Below are 17,542 nucleotides of genomic sequence, written 5' to 3'. Positions count from 1 at the left end.
GGCGGTGGTGGTGGCGGTGGCGGTGGTGGCGGCGGAGGTGGTGGCTCCGGAGCAGGCGGTGGCTCCGCTAAAGTAATTTTCGGCGAAGGCTCTGGCATTGGTGGAGCTGGTGGCAATACAGGTGGCGCCGGTGGTGGTGGTGGTGGTGGCGGGCTCTCAACGTAAACAGTTGTAGAAACCAAAGCCGCAGGAATAGTGCTTCCGGCACCGGATAAAACCATGATGTTTTGCGGATCAATAGACTCAGGAACGAGATTGTAAAGGGTGTGCCCCGTTGGATAAGGCGCTTGTCCTATAGACACATCCGTGTAGCCCGCCTTGCCGTAGGGGATTGACACCGTGTTAACGACGGTCCCCGTAATGCACGGAAGATTCCGATCGGTAAACTCGACGGTCTCGCCTTCTTGTAGAACCGAAAACTGCCCGTCTTTTTCGCTGTCATAAACTTCAATCGTCTCGATCGAAGCCGAAGTAAATTGAGGCGACGGAGTGAATGTGCGATTCACCTTAAAACGATAGACTGGCCCTGGACCTACGTTGCGAACACGAACATTCACAACACCTTTTTGATCAGATGCCCCGGATAATTGCGGAGGACTGAAACACGGAGGCGAGGGAATATTTCCCGTGGGTGCCGCGCAACCAATGGCACAAAATCCGGGATCCGCTTCAACTCTTAAAAAAGAACGCGGTCTTCTGGCGACTGAAACTTTTGAAATCTCTTTAGTCGTTTCTTTGCCAACTTTATAAAAAGCCTTCACTCTAAGAAGGACACCAAAGTTATCGCTGTCCCCGACGGCACGATGACCAACGATGATTTGTTGACTTTCAAGTTCGGCAAGATCGGCGAATTTAGCCTCGGCTATAACTGGCGTATTCACACAGAAGTCAGATTCATTGGCATCTACCGGCACACAAACTTCGCCTTCGAGAACCAACTTATCGCCCACATTGGTCATGTTCGCAAGATTCAGTTGTTCGGTACCGACGGCACTATTCCAAACACACTTCTTGTCTTGCTCGCTGCACGTGATTAACCCAGAAGAAAGCCCCATAGAGATCTGGGTCGAAAACAAATTCACAGCGCGCAGGGCGATATTTTCATTGATGAGCTCGCGTTGATTTCGCAGACTTCCCAAGATAACCGATGAAGTTACTCCGGCGATAACCAGAGCGGCACTTCCGATGATCATGGTGACGCCACTTTGACCTTTTTGGTTTCTAAGAATTTTTTTCATCAGAAGTCCCCCAAGACTTTCTCCCCGATACCAATGAAAGAGCCATCACTTAAGCTATTCACGACGTTGCTTGTGGTGGAAGATACTTCAAGTTGCAGAAAAGGCTTGAACTGCGCATTCTGAAAATAATCGCGAACGTCCTTAGAACAATCGGCGACCTTTTGGCCTGCACTTAAAAGACATCGATTCATATAGCGAAATTCATAAAGCGTATAAGATCGCACCGGATTCGCATCAAAGCTCAACATAAAACCAATGCCAGGGGTCGTGAGAAGATCCGGTTTTGCAGGATAAATCTGAATCTGGTCTTTGTTAATGACGAAAACCATGGGCAAAAGATCCACATCTTTTTCACAAGATCCCTGACTCGAATCACAGCAGCTGATGGAGTAATTTCGGCACATTTTACAAACGCCACCCTGACAACACTCCTCGTCCTTCATCTGCAGATAAGGTCTTGCTAAGTCATTCAACGCTGAAACCGAGATTCCGATATCATGAACCTCAGGCTTCGCACAGCGAGACAGTAAGGCTCCGTAACTGACTTTCGTCGCCTTTCCATCCTTATATTCAATACTATAAAGCTCAATGGAAAAGCTATCCTGTCTGACGGGACGCCCATCCAGAAGAAAAGTGGGAACTTGATCTTTTGTGATCGGCCGACCATCGGACAATTTCCAAGACGTCGAATTCAACGAGTTCCCGACCAACGTGGCCGAAGGATCAAAGCGAACGGGGCTGACCGCCATCAAAGAACGATTGAAATATTTTTTTAAATGCATTCGGGAGGCGGTGTTAGAATCAGACTGCATTCTTTTTTGAAAATTGTTTATAACGAGCGTCAGTAACGGAGTCGTAAACAGGATCAAAATAGCCATAACACCAGCGGCAATGATGATTTCCAACAACGTGAAACCGTTCCGATTTAAACCCAATTTTCCTGTTCTCTTTAAGCTGTTCATTAGTTACTGCCTTTGCCCGCTTCGGAAGAAGGCTTTGCTTCCTCAGGAAGTTCGATTAATGAGTACAAGGACTCACTAATCCACCCGTCTTCGCGGAATATCAATTCGGCAACTTCGGCCTTTTCTACTGCAGACAACTTCAGTCCCGCATAGGAATCACACTTCTGATCCTTCTTTTGAATCGTAAACGTACCGTCCCGGCGGCAAATAAAATGAGTTACTTTATTGGCATCGAAAGGCTGAGACTTGCCATGAACATTGATCAACCCGGTCGCGGTATCGACTTTTGACCACGGCTCCCACGTATTTGTGGCACTGCGAGTGTAGGCCAACCACACCCCTCTCACATCCGTGGTCACGGGCCACGGCAAGCGTGTATCGTTTTCAGCAATCCAGGGCATGATTTGCGCAATCTCGGCAGAGTTTTTTAAAGGTAAAAAGATCCCGCCATCGTTTTTACAGGCTAAATCAGCTTCTTCTAAATTCTTTGCCTGAAGACGGGATTTAAAAACAGTTCCGTTTCGGCTTCGACAGACAGGTGCTATGCCGTTTAAGACTTGGTTGCCATCAACTTCCAAGGCCCCTAGCCAACGACGATGATTGGCGAAGATCAAAGCGGAGTTGCCGCTGCGAAACGGGTGATTGCCGTCTTTTTCGAAAGACTGATTCCCCATATAGTTAAAATTAATATAGGGACTTTTTTGTGCAAACGACAAGAACGGCTGATAGTAACTTTTTCCCGCACTATCCGTTCGCATTGGCACCCAGACTCTTGCAACGCCCGCAGCCTTCATATCGTTGAGCAGCTGTTGAGTCATATCCGCCGTGTAAGGTAAAACGAAACTTCCGACGTAGGCATTATCAATGTAATCGTATTTGCCTCCCACTTCAGGTGGTAACGAAGCCGTCGTTATATTTTCGCCCCCCACTTGTTGGCGTAAATACTCGCGAAAAGATTTGGCGTCCACCGAAATTTGCCCCATATCATAGCAAGCCTCGGAAGCCCCTATGAATGAAACGCTTTTGGCTTCACGATTCATATTCTTCGAAACGACCATCTTGCCTTGAAAGAAACAGGCCGCAGGCAAAGACTGTGAACACAAGTCAGTTGAAAGCACAAGCTTACCACTGTTGTCCGCGCTCGCATAAATACACTTATCCGCATTACTTTCACGCGCCACGATCGAACTGACTGGCTCGACTTCAACTTGAGTTTGACACTCTGGCACTCTGGCATCTAAAGGCTCGATCGGAGATTCCTCACAACCCCCTGAGGCATTCAGGCCATAAGCCTGACATTGCTTCTTGTAACAACAAGCACACCCCACAGGCTTCGGATCAGAATCATATTGTTCAATTTGGGTGTCTTGCTGATATATAGAACGAAAATAAGCCCTGACTAACTTATTTGATGCGTAGTCTTTCGGATTTTGCGAAAGGCGGTTGTAGTTAACATCCGTGCCCGGCGTACATATCGAGGAACAAAGTGATTGTCCCACTGTAGGCATAGTCACCGTGACCGCAGCCCGGTTTTCGGTAAACACCAGGGGTTGAGTAAAATTTGTCGAAAATCCCGACGAAGACTCAACTCGGTACGCGGATGGACAGTTTAGGTCCTTATCGCTTTTGCCAAAACAGAGTTGATTCAAAGTATGTACGCTGGATGCCTCAATACGTTTATTACGAGGTAGATAAGTCGCCCACATCCGGCCCACCATCGCATCAGTCCAGAAGCGCCCTTGATGAGCGTCTTTGGCACAGCGAAAAGATCTCTCAGAACACTGCAAAGCAAAGGATTTATCGTAACTACGATCCGCTTGTATCAAACCGTCTTTAATTTCGGTGGAGGCTCGAGTTTCATGGCGATAAGCTATCTCCATGAATTTATCACCCGGATTCGGTAAAGTTTTAGAAGACGCTAAAAACAGATTGTTCGACAAGCCCGAGCCCATGCCCGATGCCGAAACTAATAAAGTGTTACCGCCCTCAACTTTTTTATTACACGAGATCTCGCCGGCCCAAAGAAGATCGTAGTCACTGACATGCTCGACATTAGACCCTTTGCCGTCTTTCATATCGATCGCTACCGAAATGACGACGCCAGTATCACGTGCGTTACTAACGCGTCCCCGAGTCCGCTTGATGGGAATAAAAGTTTTTCCGCCCATCGTTCTAAGCTCGACAGGTATTAACGCCACTTTCAGGATCGGCTGCGATCTTCGCAGCTCCTCGGACAGCGAGGTCGCATCGGCCTCATCAAGAACGAAGCATCGTTGATATAAATTGGCAGGGCATTTTTCGGGAGCGACCATCCACCCCGACTTCTGAAAAGCCCGTGTCCACTCCTCATCCAAAAGATTTGCCGAGTCCTCATGAATAACAAATTCGATGTCACCGACGCCCCCCGTGCGGGAGCGAGGACTAATGAACTCGCAAATACCCTGACTGCCGTCGCTGCCCGTTTCCCTAAGAACAGCCTTGCCTCGAGCCACCAAGGTTGAAAGCTCTACCGACGCTTTTTCTTTACTATTAAGGACCTTTTGAATTTTCGCCTGCTGGGTCATATAAGTCGTCACCGAATACATGACAATTCCCAATAGCCCTATTAAGACGATAAGTTCGACGAGAGAAAATGCTCGTCGGTTGCTGCACAGTCGAAACACGCATTCCCCCGAATTAGATTCCGATATACAGGATATGCTATACTAACTAATAATATCAACGTCTCGTCCTGTGATGAGGCACTTCCGTCCAGAAAGACATCTTGCTCGTCGGTGATGTTCGCAAGGTGAACTTTTCGATTGCTAAGCCTGGCGAACCCTGTGCGCAACTTAGCAGCACAGAAACAAACATGAGTTTTCAAACAAAACTAGCTATAGAAAATCTTGATTTTGATTTTCGAGGCTCCCAAAGAAAGCCTTTTTGCAATAAGGCACCTAACCTAATGAACTCAAAAGCTTATTTCCTTTCGATTTCGTCGGTGGCATCCCCCTCCAATTATGAGTATTAAAGAATGCGGCTCGAGTCTTTTAGACTTCAAGCCTTATACAGGAGATTCTATGAAAAAAAATGTCTTCTTTTTCGCGATTCTCGTCTTTGTTTCCTATTATCAGATCAAAGAAAAGGACGCTCCAACTGCCGCTCGGACGAAAGTCGCAAGAGCCCCTGAATCACCTGGGACCAACATCCCTCATTTGCGCACGGACACCTTGAATAATTCAAAGAGCCCCGATGAAGATTTCACGGAACAGGAGAAAGACCTTTCTTCCCTAAAAAAGCTCATCGTTGCGCAGGCATTGCAAATGACTAAATTACAGGAACAACCTGAATTGATCGATGCTCAGCTAGCGGAGACTGCCCAAAGAATTTCCAAGAAAGAAGCCCTCTATCTTACAGGGGTCGTGAAAGATTTTTCTTTAGATCAAAATCAACGAATCATCGCCTTGGATTTATTGACCCGGCAGCCTTTAAAAAATCTGGATTTTCTACTAGATATTCTTAGTCGCGATGACTTTCCAAGGGATCTTCATATGGAAAAAGGAGTGCACGGTAATACACGTGAGCACTTCGAATATGTCGTTTCACTTCACATACTGCGCCGTTTAGAACCTCAACTGGTCCAAGATCCTCAACTTAGACGACGAATTTACGATATTGCGCAAACGGCAATTCCATCCAGCACCAAGGAACATATTTTTCAATCTCTGGATGCCGCAGAAATCGGAAAGTTAAGATGGACCGAGATCGCCCAATCCTTTACTCCAGGAGTTCAATAATGAATACCGTCCTTAGCTTCATTTTGTTTACCTTATTTTCGTGCACGAGCTTCGCTCAAGAAAGCACTTGCTTGAAAGCGAGAGATGTCGAGCGGATTCAAAAGAAAATTAAAATTTCATTGCAAGGCACTGACAACTATTGCGACCCCAATAACCCAAAATATACCTTCGTCAATGCCATTCTATTTATTGAAGGATTGGATCTTAAAGGACCGATAGTACCTTCCCCTTGGAATCAAGATATTCTTCCATCTCGATGGCAGGACTATTTTTTTAGTCGAATTAAAGAAGTGCGCAATGGATCTAACTGCGGTCCAGCTATGGCATATGTTGTATGGAATAATCCTGCGATGTATTTATGTCCGGTGATGCAAGACAGTGCCTACTCCAGTGTTACAACTCTTGTTGGGACCATGATGCATGAAGCCCGTCATGTAGACGGCTATGGGCACGAAAAATGTGAAGAAGGACAGTATAAAGGACAACGGTTCTGCGACAAGGCCATTACTGACAAGGGATCGTATGCAGTTTCGATAGAAGTCTTTTCTAAGCTGGCTGTCAGCGCTCGAAATATTCACCCTTCGCTGAAACAATTGTCTTTAGATTGGGCGCTTCTTTACACAGATCAATTCATCAACAAGTTTACCAACGTAAAGCCCATAGCGTTGTTGCAAGAAGATTCCGGCAACACATATATTTTTGATGGGAGCCAACTTTCTCCTGTCGCCACGAAAAGCATTTTTCCGGAAGGGCAATTTCTCCCACGCAATAGCCTTGAATGGGTTTTCCTTCCCAAGAATCACACCCACAATCCTGTTCGCTACTCTGTCCTCGATACGGCACAAATCTCACCCGTAGAACCGCAGGGCTCGTTCATGCAGGATTACCTGAAAAGCCCTTTGGAGGATCGCCGACAATACAAAGACGTCGTATACGGTTCTAGCACTGAATATCAACTCTTTGTTCAACTTAAAGGGAATACCCTGCTTGTGGAAAACTCACCGATCGAGGTTAATATAAAAGTAAATGGCCCTTGGGGCGAAGCTATTCGTTTATTCACGGCTCAGGATTACAATGCCACAGCAAAAAACCGCATTTATGTTTTGAATGAGAAGGATGAGGTCTTTAGAGTCGAAATCGAATCTAATACCTATAAAGTTACAAAAATCGAAAACCCTGCGCCTGGCATCGTTGCCATCACGAATTTGGGTGCGAACAAATACGGACTGAACCGCAACGGCCAGTTGTTTAAACGAGTTGATGGTCGCTATACTCTTATGAAAGATTTCAAGGATCGTAGATTCAAATCCCTGTCCCGAAGCGGCGAAATGGATCTCCCCAGAGGATCGCTGGTTCATAAATATTTAGAAAGTTTAAAACCTTAATCGGACTTTTTTACGCCGCGCTCTTTAAGAGCGCGGTTTCTTTTTGTTGGAATGCTTAAAGACCCGACCGAGCTGCTCAAATTTGTTCGGGATAAAGATCTTGGTAAGTTCTAATTTGATTTTCGTCGATCCGCTTGTACAAATCAGCACGGCTGAGGTCTTGATGTTTAGAAAGGCCCATCGCGCCGATGATATGGGCGACCGTTTCTAAAGTTTCGCTGTGGAAATTCTTAACTCGTTCACGTTTTGTCGGGACGTGAAGACCTTTCACTAAGTTCGGATCTTGGGTAGCTACGCCGGTAGGACACTTATTGTTATTGCAACGAAGCGCCTGAATACAACCCAAGGCCAGCAACATAGAACGAGCGGCATAGGTGGCATCGGCACCGATACACAAAAGCTTGACGATATCAAAGGCGGTCGTGATCTTGCCGGTTGCTAAAACCTTGACCTTGTCACGGATACCGAACTTTTTCAGAGTATCCACGACAATCACAAGGGCGTCGATGCCCGGCATACCCATGTAATTCGAGAACTCCAAGGGCGCAGCTCCCGTTCCCCCTTCAGCTCCATCAACTGCGATGAAATCAGGATACGAGTTCTTCTGAGCCATCAGGGAAACAAGTTCTTCGAATTCTCGGCGGTGTCCAAGACAGAGCTTAATGCCGACGGGTTTTCCACCGGAAAGATCCCTAAGTTTTTCAATAAAGGTCAACATTTCGGACGCGTCATTGAAGGCACTATGCCCCGGAGGCGAAATCACGTCTTTACCCAAAGGAACATTGCGAATATCCGCAATTTCCTGGGTGACCTTTTTTCCTGAAAGGATTCCCCCATGACCGGGTTTTGCGCCCTGAGATAGCTTGATCTCAATCATTTTCACCTGGGGTCGGTTCGCATTCTTTTTAAATAGTTCCGGATCAAAGGTTCCTTCGTGCGTGCGGCAGCCAAAATAACCCGTGCCAATTTGCCAAATCAGATCGCCGCCCATTTCCAGATGATAAGGTGAGATCCCGCCTTCCCCCGTATTGTGGGCAAAGCCTCCGTCTTTGGCGCCTCCATTTAAGGAAAGAATCGCATTGGTCGAAAGGGACCCAAAACTCATCGCTGAAATATTCAACAATGAAAGCGAATAAGGCTGTTTACACTTTTCCCCACCCACCATGATGCGCAAGTCTTTTTCGCTGACATGTTTTGGATACATAGAGTGAGTCACAAACTCATACCCCTGTTTGTAAACGTCGTGCTGAGTTCCAAATGGAACCGTGTCTAAAACTTTTTTAGCACGCTGATAAACCACAGATCGTTGTTCACGACTGAAGGGCCGGCCATCGGTATTTGATTCAATGAAGTACTGATTTATCTCGGGGCGGATGGACTCCAGAAGATAGCGAAAATGTCCAAAGACGGGAAAATTTGATTTGATCGCGTGACGTGTTTGACGGATGTCACGAATACCCAGGGCAAAAAAAGGAACGAAAAAGAAGAGAGAAAACAATCCGATCGTCCAATAGAAATAAAACAGAACATTCATTGCCAACACAGCCACCAGGGCGATGTAAAACTCTTTTCTCATTATTGATCCTCGAAAAATAGGTCTCTTTGAAATTCTTTAAATTTCCGCAAAGCTCAGTATACAAAAAATTTTGGGATAACGACAGCAACATAGCTGTTTTATTCGCGCTCGATCTTGGCTTTAGGGACGGCTCGATAATCAGTGAATTGAAAACACCCTCAGATATATGTGTATGAACGATACTATTTACGCGAATAATGCTCGGCGTTGTGTGGAGCGTATGAATTGAGCTTCAAACGTTGGTGTCAGCGAAGGCAATTGCAGCTTTGGGATGTGAGCCTGTGCCAGGCTGCTTACTACAAGTAAGCAGCGTTCAGTGCTTGGGCGTGACTATAACCGATCGCCAATAAATGGAAATATGTTTGCATATCAATGGGAGCGAGCGCGGCCTCAAGAGCTTCTTTATGGCTTAATTGGTACGATGGGCTGAGCGCGGTGAAATAGACCTGGCTATCCACGCCAAGAGTTGCGGCTTCGAAAGCCTCGGCATGCGTTCGGTGGTAGGAAGGCGTCATAGCTGTGAAATAGACCTGTTCATTCAAGTCCGGGTGGGTCGCGGCAGCAAGAGCTTCATCGTGGCTAAGATGATATGAGGGAGTCAGAGCCCTAAAATAAATTTCAAGACGAAGGTTCGGTGCGCTGGCCGCCTCTGCCGCCTCATCGGGTGAGATCAAATAGGGCGGATTAACTGCTGTGTTGTAAACAATCCAATTGAAATACGAATTTGCTGGTTGAGTAGTCGTATTCAACTGCTTTGCCATGGAAGGTACCGTTAAAGAAACGGCTCCTAATATTCCAAGCGATAAAAGTATTAATCGTGTACTGATCTTCGTGCTTCTCATGAGTGACCTTCTTAACAATCATGTTATCTATCGAATCTGAATGAACTGGCACCGTGTTAATAGACAGCCCGTTTTTTTGCAACTGATTGGTTTAAAAACACTAACGACCTTGCCCCGATAGTACAAATTTCCAGTTCTGTGCAAATCTGGAACACTGACGCTGTTGAAGTTTTAGATAGCTTTGAATTTCATACCACAGAGGGAGTTCTACCACCGCCGTGAAAGTGCCGCGCTAGACAAAATCACACCCCATCGGTGCTTAACGCGATGATTTCCTCGCCAGCATCTTTGAGGCTGGAGGGCCCTTGGGTTTTCCAGGGGGCTTTCTTTGTGGCGCTTTGGAATTTACAGGCTTCGACGGCACTGCCTTTTTTTCATCCCGTTTTACGTGCAGACGTTTTCCGTCTTTATCTTTGAAGCGAGCTTTAAGATCCTTCGCGGTGGCACCTTGACCTTCAATTTTTGCAATCAAAGGCAAGTCTCGTTCCGTCACTAAATTAATCACCAAACCTTCACGTCCTGCGCGGGCCGTTCGCCCGACTCGGTGAAGATAGTTTTCAAGCTGTTGGGGAAGATGATAATTGATAACTCTGCCCACATGCTCCAGATCCAGACCTCGCGCCGCCAAATCGGTTGAAATCAAAATGTCGACTTCGCCGTTGCGGAACTTTTTTAGATTGGTACGACGTTCATTTTTATCCATTTCGCCACGATAAAGAACACACTTGTAACCTTTGTCCTGCATTTCTTTGGCGATCTTATCACACTGTTCACGGGTATTGGCGAAGACAATCGTCCCACCTTGAACCGGCTTTTTAAGCAATTTTTCAAACAGAGGCCAACGAAGTCCATCAATGACGGTTTCATTTTTGGTGGTCAAACTTTGCACGACTTTGCCGCTGCCCTGACTGCGCAGAACCTCTGCTTTCGCAAAAAGGGAATTCATCATCTCTTCCACATTTTTTGAGACCGTCGCAGAAAACAAAGCTAAAGGAATATCCTGTGGACACATATCCACAATATAGTTGGAGTCTGTCAAAAAGCCCTTGTCCAGCATCTGATCGGCTTCATCAAACACCAAAACACGCACATCTGACAGATCAATCAATTCTTTTTCAAGCAACTGAATCAATCGGCCTGGTGTTGCAAGAAGGATTTCAAACGGACCGCTGATATTGCGAATGGACTGTTCCATGCTCATACCCCCCAGCGCAGGACGCACGCGCAAGCGCGTATCATGCGTGAAGGTTTTAAACACCTTAGCCACTTGTTCACCCAAATCGCGGGTCGGCACCATCACGACGGCCCGAGGACTTGCATCGGATTGAACCGGTTGCCCGTCATCTTCCAAACTTTTCAACATGTGCAAAAGTGGCAGCGCATAAGTCAAAGTCTTACCACTTCCCGTTTCCGAGACACCGACGACGGACTGGCCCGACATCAGCAAAGGGATCGCCATTCGCTGGATTTCCGTGGGAGTGAAAATACGCTGGGTTTTAAGAGTTTTTAGAAGAGAAGGCAAAAGACCAAATTCAGGGAAATTATTCATTTCCCTAATGTATACACAATTAAGAAAAAAAGCGTCTCTTTTCGTCTTGAAATAGAAAAATGTTTTAGCGGGGCTGTGAAACTTCCCTGAACGTCAAATTTAAAGCCCCAGGACACGCCAGGATGACACTTCGCAAGAAGTTGACAATTCTTCGTTTATTATACACTGTATATTTAAAGAGGTTTTATGATATCGGGTCACGTATTTATTGCGACAAGTTTGGATGGCTTTATCGCTAAACCAGATGGCGATATTCAGTGGCTTATCAGCCGGGATGATCCTCAGGAAGACCACGGGTATAATGATTTCATCAAAAACATCGACGGCATCATCATGGGACGGGGTACATTCGAAAAAGCGCTGAGCTTTGCAAGCTGGTACTACACGCTCCCCGTTATCGTTCTTTCGCAAAAACTTACAGAAAACGACATACCGGAACACCTTAAGGACAAGGTTCAGATCTCGAAACTTACACCTCAAGACCTGATGGCCGCGCTAGAAACGAAGGGGTGGAAAAGAGTTTACGTCGACGGAGGACAAACGATTCAATCCTTCCTGCGCGAAAATTTGATTAAGGATATGGTCATCACAACGGTTCCCGTATTGATCGGCGAAGGACGTCGTCTCTTTGGCGCGGTGACCGACGATATTTCAGTAAAGCATATTAAAACGACAACCTTTCCTTCAGGGTTAGTTCAAACTGAATACCAAGTCGTGCGATGACTGTAAAAAGAGGACGACCCCGTCGCGAAAACGGAATCCAACTTGAAACTATCGTGAAAGCCGCCCTCGAGCTGTTGGAAAAAAAAGGACCCGCAGATTTTTCTTTGCGAGGACTGGCCACTTATCTTGAGGTGACGCCCATGGCGCTTTATCACTACTTCCCTAATCGCGCCGCTCTGATTCGGGAAATATCTGATTTTGTCTATGGCCCCGTCGTTCAAGATTTCGCCTCTGCCCAGGGACGCGCAAGAAAAAAAACAAGACATCTTTTAGCCGCCTATTATCAGGCCGGATTACGCTATCCCAACTTAACGTTGATTATTTTCACAACGCCCGATGCGTTTTCGAAAGAGGCCGCTCGTTTGACGAATCTTTTAGCTGAATTGTTAAAGACGACCGATCTATCCCCCAAAAAAAGACAGATGTGGTTAGATATTCTGGTCGATTTTACGCACGGTAGCTTTATCGCCACAGCCATGGCCGGAAAATTGAATCCAGCCAGAGTGAAACGTCAGACTATTCGATACACGCAACAGCTCGACGAACTTCTTAGCCAGATTTTCGTGACCATCTAATTGGAACCGAACTGGCCTTGGCCTCATCTATTCCAACGTCCAAATGATCCCCAAAGAAGCATAAGACTCGCTAGAGGCAGAGTGAACACCCGCCTCGGTCAAAATCTCTATGGCTTCTGACTGAAGAATATTCATCCCGATCGCAACAAAAGAGTGTTGGGAATGTATCAAGTCCCATCCTGATTCTGCGAAAAGCTCAAGACTTTTACTATTCTGAAAACTAACGCCGGCAGAGAGTGCGTGCAGAGTTTGACTTTCTTCGATCTCGATTAAATTTTTAAAATATGGAACGGTCCTTCCTAAGGGAACCGTCCACTCATCGCCAAGAAAACCCACCATGGATTCAGGCCCTTTGTGGATTCCGGTTAAGAGGTCGACTTCAAAGATTCCTGAAAATATATTGGCAAAATTGCATAGACCGAACTGACCTTCATTTTGGTTTTCGCCCTCTTCCCGTCGAAACGATTGAGTGAAACTGACTGAAGGATTGAGCCATCGTGAATATCCGTAGCCTGTCACAAAGCTCATCGTCCTTTCGGATGAACTTTGTGAACCGTAGACTTCGACGTCTGAAAATCCCGAAGCAAAAACTTCCGTGGTATCAAGAGCCCACGCGGAAATTTGATACAGAAACAAAAAAAGAATAACGAGTAATTGCATTGATCCCCCATTTCGGAGGAAGAGCTAAAAGAAGAGACTCGTTCCTTCAATTGAATTAGCGAAAGAAATTCCAAGTGAACAAGTGTTGAGAAAGCCCCTGCAACACAGGATGACCGCGATCATGCTTTCGATATATTTAATTTTTTATCCGCCCGCCAACAGAAGTCCCACTAAAGCGGCGCCACAGATAACAAAAGATCCGCCCACGATGCCAAAGGCCGCACCTGCCACCATGACGTAACCTAAAACATTTCCGACAACGATATTTTTGAAAGTCTCCATGCGATTTTTCTCCTTTATAAGCAATCAAGTTTTGCGTGTTGAAACTTGATTGCATACCAGGAGAGAAAATTTTAAGAAGGCCAAATCTCAGAAAGGATGACTCAGGTCAGATTAAGTTCCTCCGCTCACCAGATGCGACAGGCCCACAACCAATGAATTGATTCCCTCTGTCTGAGTATTCATTTGATCGGAAAACGCAGACACCTGTTCCGCCGCTGATGCATTTTGTTGCGTGGACGCGTCCAGTTCATTGATCGCCTTGCTGATCTGATTGATTCCTGTGGCCTGCTCGGAAGTCGCAGTCGAAATCTCGGTGTTCAACTGAGCGATACTGGAAGTGATCGTCACAATTTTGGTCAGAGCATTACCGCAGGCAGAAGCTTTGTCCGAGCCATCATGAATCTTGTGAACACTGTTTTTAATAAGGTCTGAAATGTCTTTCGCAGCCACGGCACTTCTTTGCGCCAAAGCTCTCACAGCTTCGGCAACCACGGCGAACCCTTTTCCTTGTTCTCCCGCACGGGCCGCCTCTACCGAAGCATTCAGGGCCAACAGATTCGTTTGAAATGCAATATCATCGATCACTGTGATGATTTCTTCGATTTTTCGCGAGCTCTGTGAGATTTCAGTCATGGCCGTCGCCAAAGAATAGACATCCCGCTGTCCCGCTTCCGCCGCCGATTTACCAGACACAGAAAGTTCCGCGGCCTCTTTAGCTCTTTGCGCGTTCATGGCTACGATACTATTAAGTTCTTCCATCGAGGCCACGACTTCTTCCAGTGCACTGGCTGACTCGACGGCCCCCGACGCGACCATCTGGCTGGCCGAGGTTAACTGCGCACTACCATTGGAAATCGTATGTGATGCATTCGTCAGACTGCCCACGGTCTGTTGCAAAGTCGCTGTCAGATCCCGTATCACCCATGCGGCAAGAACGGCGATGGCGATCAGCAAGCACACCATCCCAACCAAAGTAATCGTAAACGTGCGTAAAGTACTTTCATAAAGGCTGGCGGCCTTACTTTCGACGTTTCCGATTTCAAACTTCACGATGTCGCCCAAAAGATTCAATGCTGAAGTGATAGACTGATAAAACTGCTGGGGATCTTCCGAAAAATTTCCCTTATCCGCTTCCAGAATCACTTTTGAATAGGTTTGTAAAACCCCGTTCCATTCTTTGGCCTGATGGAATTCTGCAAGCTTCTGTTTCGCCCCGGTGGAAATCGTCATGGCCGGCGATTCCAGATTGACGGTCATGCCGGTTTTCAAACTTTCCAGCGCTGAAACTTCTTGCAGTGACAACGGCTTACCCAGAGAAAGAACATTAAGAATATTCGCGCGAAGCTGACCTCCATATTCTTTGCCCATTTCAAGCATCGTCAGACTGAGAAAACTCATTTCCATCCCATTCAACGTCTCGTCCGTCGCCGCTGTGATATTGAGCTGGATAAGTTCGCTGATCAAGCCGGTCAAAGTCCTCGTCGCTTCACTTCGTGATAACTGCTTTGCCTTTACCCCGTCCCGAAATGACAGCAGTTTGCTTTCAAAGCTCTGAAACCCTTGGGCGGCCGAGGGCTCCAGTTTCGTTTTCAGCAACTGTTGACTAAGTGCCTGGCGTTTTTCATCGACTACCTTGTGCTGCTTTTGGAGTTCTTCCCAGCCGATTTTATCACCCAAAAAAAGAGCCGTCTTGGCCCGCTCTGTCTGAACTTGATGAATAAGCTCAGAATTCTTTTCCAACAGGCGTCCGTTTTCGACAATCTCCTCAGTTCTCTTCAATATTTTCCAATCACCTTGCAAATAAAGTGATGCGAAAATGAACGAAGCCACCAAAGGCACACTCACCAGACCCATTATTTTGTATTTTAAACTTATACGCACGTGCCCCCCCGAATTATTACTTTTAATCGTAATAGAGGGCGGAAGAGCCAGAATTGATTCGGATCAAGAATTCTTAAAAACGAAAATGAGCGCCGTCAGCGCCACAGGAAAGCTGAGCGGGTCTCGCAAAAGTGCCGCGATTGAAAACAACTTATTACCGAGTCGGCACCAGAAGGTCTTCAAGAAAAAAAGCAGACAGCTCAGAGCGCCCGGAAATTCCGGCCTTGGAATAAACAGCCATCGATTGAACTCGTGCTGTTTTTTCGGTGGTCCCACGAACTTCTGCGATTTCTTTAAGACTTAAACCCTTCAATAGAAGAAAGGCCACTTCCTTTTCGGCGGCCGTTAAATGCCATTTTGTCAGTTGTTGATCAATAGCCATCGCCAGGCCTTCGACATATTTTTTTGATTCCATTCGCCAAGCCTCAGCTTCGCGTTTGAAGGCCGAAAATTCTTCGATCTCTTGCTCGAGGCGATGACGAAGAATAACGGTGCCACGCAAAAGATAGAAGACTCCGGCCAACGCCACCAGACCGATAAGTCCTTCACTTAAAACATGCCAAATCGCCACACCCTCTTGCGTGTCGGTAAAGATATCGGCCGTCACTAAAACTGCGACGACCGCCAAAATTCCTGCAATTACAAATCTTTCTTTTTGATTCATAGGCACCTATCATTCGTCATCATCATCCTCAGCATCATAGCCGTGATGCCCCGTATTTTCACCTTCGTTTTCGCCTAGCTGCAGTGTTGTACCGAAAACATTCAAAGTTTGTTTTTGCTGATCGAAGTTTTTCACAAGATACATGGTGAAAGTCGCGACGAGCCCCACAAATACCAGAGCCACCGCAGGTCGAGAACTGGCAATCTCTTCCTCTTTCTTGATGCCCTCTTTAGCACCATCGACCATGGACAAAGCGATGCCATCACGATGGCGAAGTGAGTGCAGAATGATACCCGCCACGTGCATGAGAACCACGACTAGAAAACCGTTCGCCAACAGCTCGTGGACATCTTCGAAGCTTTCTTTCTGGCCATTCGCCATAAGATAGCCCGTCACACCAAGCCCCAGAGCCAGACCAAACATTATCAGCGCAGCCCAACTAGATGCAGGATTGTGACCGGCCCATTTTCTTTTATCACCGGTAAGAATCCCTGTGAAATAAGCGGCCACATCCTTGGGATGAAGCGCAAAAGAAGAGAATCTGGAATGCTTAGCGCCAACAAATCCCCAAACCAACCGCAGCACAACAACGAAGCCCAGCAAAAAGCCGGCAAGCATATGATAGACAAAGGTCGGTGACTCGTCGTCGACCGTCTTGGCGATTAAAAAGGCGCCAACAAATAGACCGGCAAAAAGCCAGTGAAAGATTCTCATTGGTAGATCGTAGACAAGTTGATTTCTCATGTTTGCTCCTGTTCGGGCTCCAAATGATTCACTGAGCCTAGAATCAATATCGTTCTTTCATCCCTTTTTGGCTATTGGCTAAATGTCTTAGGCCACTGAATTCAAGGGTTTAGGCTATACGGTCCATAGCCAAATTCCCGTCCATGACGATACTTTTATTGAGAACGGGAATAATCTCGTTACAAAAAAGGAGACCAAAATGAAACAGGTCGTATTTGCTTTAATGGTGGTTATGTTGGGAACTGGCGTCGCTCACGCAAAAAAAAGCTGCACAGACCAGCCTAAAGAAAAATGGATGAAAGAAGAGGACTTCAAAAAACGTATGGAAGGTGAAGGCTATAAGATTCGTAAATTCAAACAGCCAGGAACCTGCTATGAAATCTACGGTACGAATAAAGAAGGCAAAAATGTCGAAATCTACTTTAATCCCGTCGACGCTTCGATCGTGAAAGAAAACATCGAATAAACCCGGGTTGGAGTTTCTGCGAAGCCGTTTTCATCCTGCGGCTTCGCAAAATAAAGCCGATCAGTTCTGTTGCGAAATCTTTAAAATTTCTGCCTCCGTTAAGACGCGGTTATAAATACGAAAATCATCCATGTGGCCATTGAAGTAGAAAACGTTGCCGGGAAATTTTCCGATATAAGTCTGTTGATTGGTCCCGAACACGGAGGGGAAATTGGGAAG

General features: G+C 46.4%; 16 protein-coding genes and 1 pseudogene. 5 read left to right on the top strand and 12 right to left on the bottom strand.

Annotation, left to right across the window (positions count from 1 at the left end; translation table 11 throughout):
- From OM95_RS16720 to OM95_RS16710, 3 genes and pseudogenes are all read right to left on the bottom strand, one after another.
- A pseudogene (locus tag OM95_RS16720) lies at nt 1–1,238 on the bottom strand (hypothetical protein); the annotation flags it as partial.
- Nucleotides 1,238–2,200: a prepilin-type N-terminal cleavage/methylation domain-containing protein gene (locus OM95_RS16715; protein ID WP_041876396.1), complete on the bottom strand. Its 963-nt coding sequence runs from the start codon at nt 2,198–2,200 to the stop codon at nt 1,238–1,240. The gene OM95_RS16715 and the pseudogene OM95_RS16720, both read right to left, overlap by 1 nt.
- Complete coding sequence (locus tag OM95_RS16710) at nt 2,200–4,785, bottom strand: hypothetical protein (RefSeq protein ID WP_041876393.1); 2,586 nt, start codon at nt 4,783–4,785, stop codon at nt 2,200–2,202. Before OM95_RS16710 ends, OM95_RS16715 begins: the two co-directional genes overlap by 1 nt.
- A gap of 474 nt (nt 4,786–5,259) precedes the next feature.
- Between OM95_RS16710 and OM95_RS16700 the strand changes: the two genes are divergently transcribed.
- Nucleotides 5,260–5,976, top strand: a complete 717-nt coding sequence (locus OM95_RS16700; RefSeq protein WP_041876389.1) for a hypothetical protein — start codon at nt 5,260–5,262, stop codon at nt 5,974–5,976.
- Entirely contained in the window at nt 5,976–7,361 is a 1,386-nt protein-coding gene (locus OM95_RS16695) for a hypothetical protein (protein ID WP_041876387.1), read from the top strand. The genes OM95_RS16700 and OM95_RS16695 overlap by 1 nt, the downstream gene beginning before the upstream one ends.
- A 76-nt stretch (nt 7,362–7,437) precedes the next feature.
- Here the strand turns inward: OM95_RS16695 and OM95_RS16690 are convergent, their stop codons facing one another.
- The 3 genes from OM95_RS16690 to OM95_RS16680 form a co-directional block, all read right to left on the bottom strand.
- Complete coding sequence (locus tag OM95_RS16690; RefSeq protein ID WP_041876385.1) at nt 7,438–8,937, bottom strand: FMN-binding glutamate synthase family protein; 1,500 nt, start codon at nt 8,935–8,937, stop codon at nt 7,438–7,440.
- A 296-nt stretch (nt 8,938–9,233) separates the two neighbouring features.
- Nucleotides 9,234–9,779 carry a hypothetical protein gene (locus tag OM95_RS16685; protein WP_291516707.1) on the bottom strand — a complete coding sequence of 182 codons (546 nt, stop codon included), beginning with the start codon at nt 9,777–9,779 and terminating at the stop codon, nt 9,234–9,236.
- Between the two features lie 259 nt (nt 9,780–10,038).
- A complete protein-coding gene (locus tag OM95_RS16680; protein WP_291516705.1) occupies nt 10,039–11,328 on the bottom strand; it encodes a DEAD/DEAH box helicase in 1,290 nt (429 codons plus the stop codon).
- Between the two features lie 186 nt (nt 11,329–11,514).
- Here OM95_RS16680 and OM95_RS16675 point away from each other — a divergent pair, with 186 nt between their 5' ends.
- Both OM95_RS16675 and OM95_RS16670 read left to right on the top strand, forming a co-directional pair.
- Nucleotides 11,515–12,051 (top strand): dihydrofolate reductase family protein, encoded by a 537-nt coding sequence (locus OM95_RS16675; RefSeq protein WP_041876379.1) that lies wholly within the window; start codon nt 11,515–11,517, stop codon nt 12,049–12,051.
- On the top strand, nt 12,048–12,626 hold the full coding sequence (locus tag OM95_RS16670; RefSeq protein ID WP_041876378.1) for a TetR/AcrR family transcriptional regulator: 579 nt from the start codon (nt 12,048–12,050) through the stop codon (nt 12,624–12,626). The genes OM95_RS16675 and OM95_RS16670 overlap by 4 nt, the downstream gene beginning before the upstream one ends.
- 27 nt (nt 12,627–12,653) lie before the next feature.
- Here OM95_RS16670 and OM95_RS16665 read toward each other — a convergent pair whose 3' ends face one another.
- The 5 genes from OM95_RS16665 to OM95_RS16650 all read right to left on the bottom strand — a co-directional run bounded on the left by OM95_RS16665 (nt 12,654) and on the right by OM95_RS16650 (nt 16,857).
- Entirely contained in the window at nt 12,654–13,286 is a 633-nt protein-coding gene (locus tag OM95_RS16665) for a hypothetical protein (RefSeq protein WP_041876376.1), read from the bottom strand.
- A gap of 144 nt (nt 13,287–13,430) precedes the next feature.
- Entirely contained in the window at nt 13,431–13,568 is a 138-nt protein-coding gene (locus OM95_RS17485) for a hypothetical protein (protein ID WP_291516703.1), read from the bottom strand.
- A gap of 111 nt (nt 13,569–13,679) precedes the next feature.
- On the bottom strand, nt 13,680–15,449 hold the full coding sequence (locus OM95_RS17480; protein WP_291516701.1) for a methyl-accepting chemotaxis protein: 1,770 nt from the start codon (nt 15,447–15,449) through the stop codon (nt 13,680–13,682).
- A 154-nt stretch (nt 15,450–15,603) separates the two neighbouring features.
- On the bottom strand, nt 15,604–16,113 hold the full coding sequence (locus OM95_RS16655) for a helix-turn-helix transcriptional regulator (RefSeq protein ID WP_041876373.1): 510 nt from the start codon (nt 16,111–16,113) through the stop codon (nt 15,604–15,606).
- A gap of 9 nt (nt 16,114–16,122) precedes the next feature.
- A complete protein-coding gene (locus OM95_RS16650) occupies nt 16,123–16,857 on the bottom strand; it encodes a cytochrome b/b6 domain-containing protein (protein WP_041876371.1) in 735 nt (244 codons plus the stop codon).
- A 199-nt stretch (nt 16,858–17,056) separates the two neighbouring features.
- On the opposite strand from OM95_RS16650, the gene OM95_RS16645 reads away from it, so the two are divergent.
- Nucleotides 17,057–17,323: a PepSY domain-containing protein gene (locus tag OM95_RS16645; protein ID WP_041876369.1), complete on the top strand. Its 267-nt coding sequence runs from the start codon at nt 17,057–17,059 to the stop codon at nt 17,321–17,323.
- A gap of 60 nt (nt 17,324–17,383) precedes the next feature.
- On the opposite strand, the gene OM95_RS17555 is transcribed toward OM95_RS16645, so the two are convergent.
- Entirely contained in the window at nt 17,384–17,524 is a 141-nt protein-coding gene (locus OM95_RS17555) for a LamG-like jellyroll fold domain-containing protein (protein ID WP_363228141.1), read from the bottom strand.
- Between the last annotated feature and the right edge of the window lie 18 nt (nt 17,525–17,542).

The organism is Bdellovibrio sp. ArHS, from assembly GCF_000786105.1.
Classification (GTDB): domain Bacteria; phylum Bdellovibrionota; class Bdellovibrionia; order Bdellovibrionales; family Bdellovibrionaceae; genus Bdellovibrio.
The sequence above is the reverse complement of the archived record's forward strand: the minus strand, read 5'-3'. Positions and strand labels throughout refer to the sequence as shown.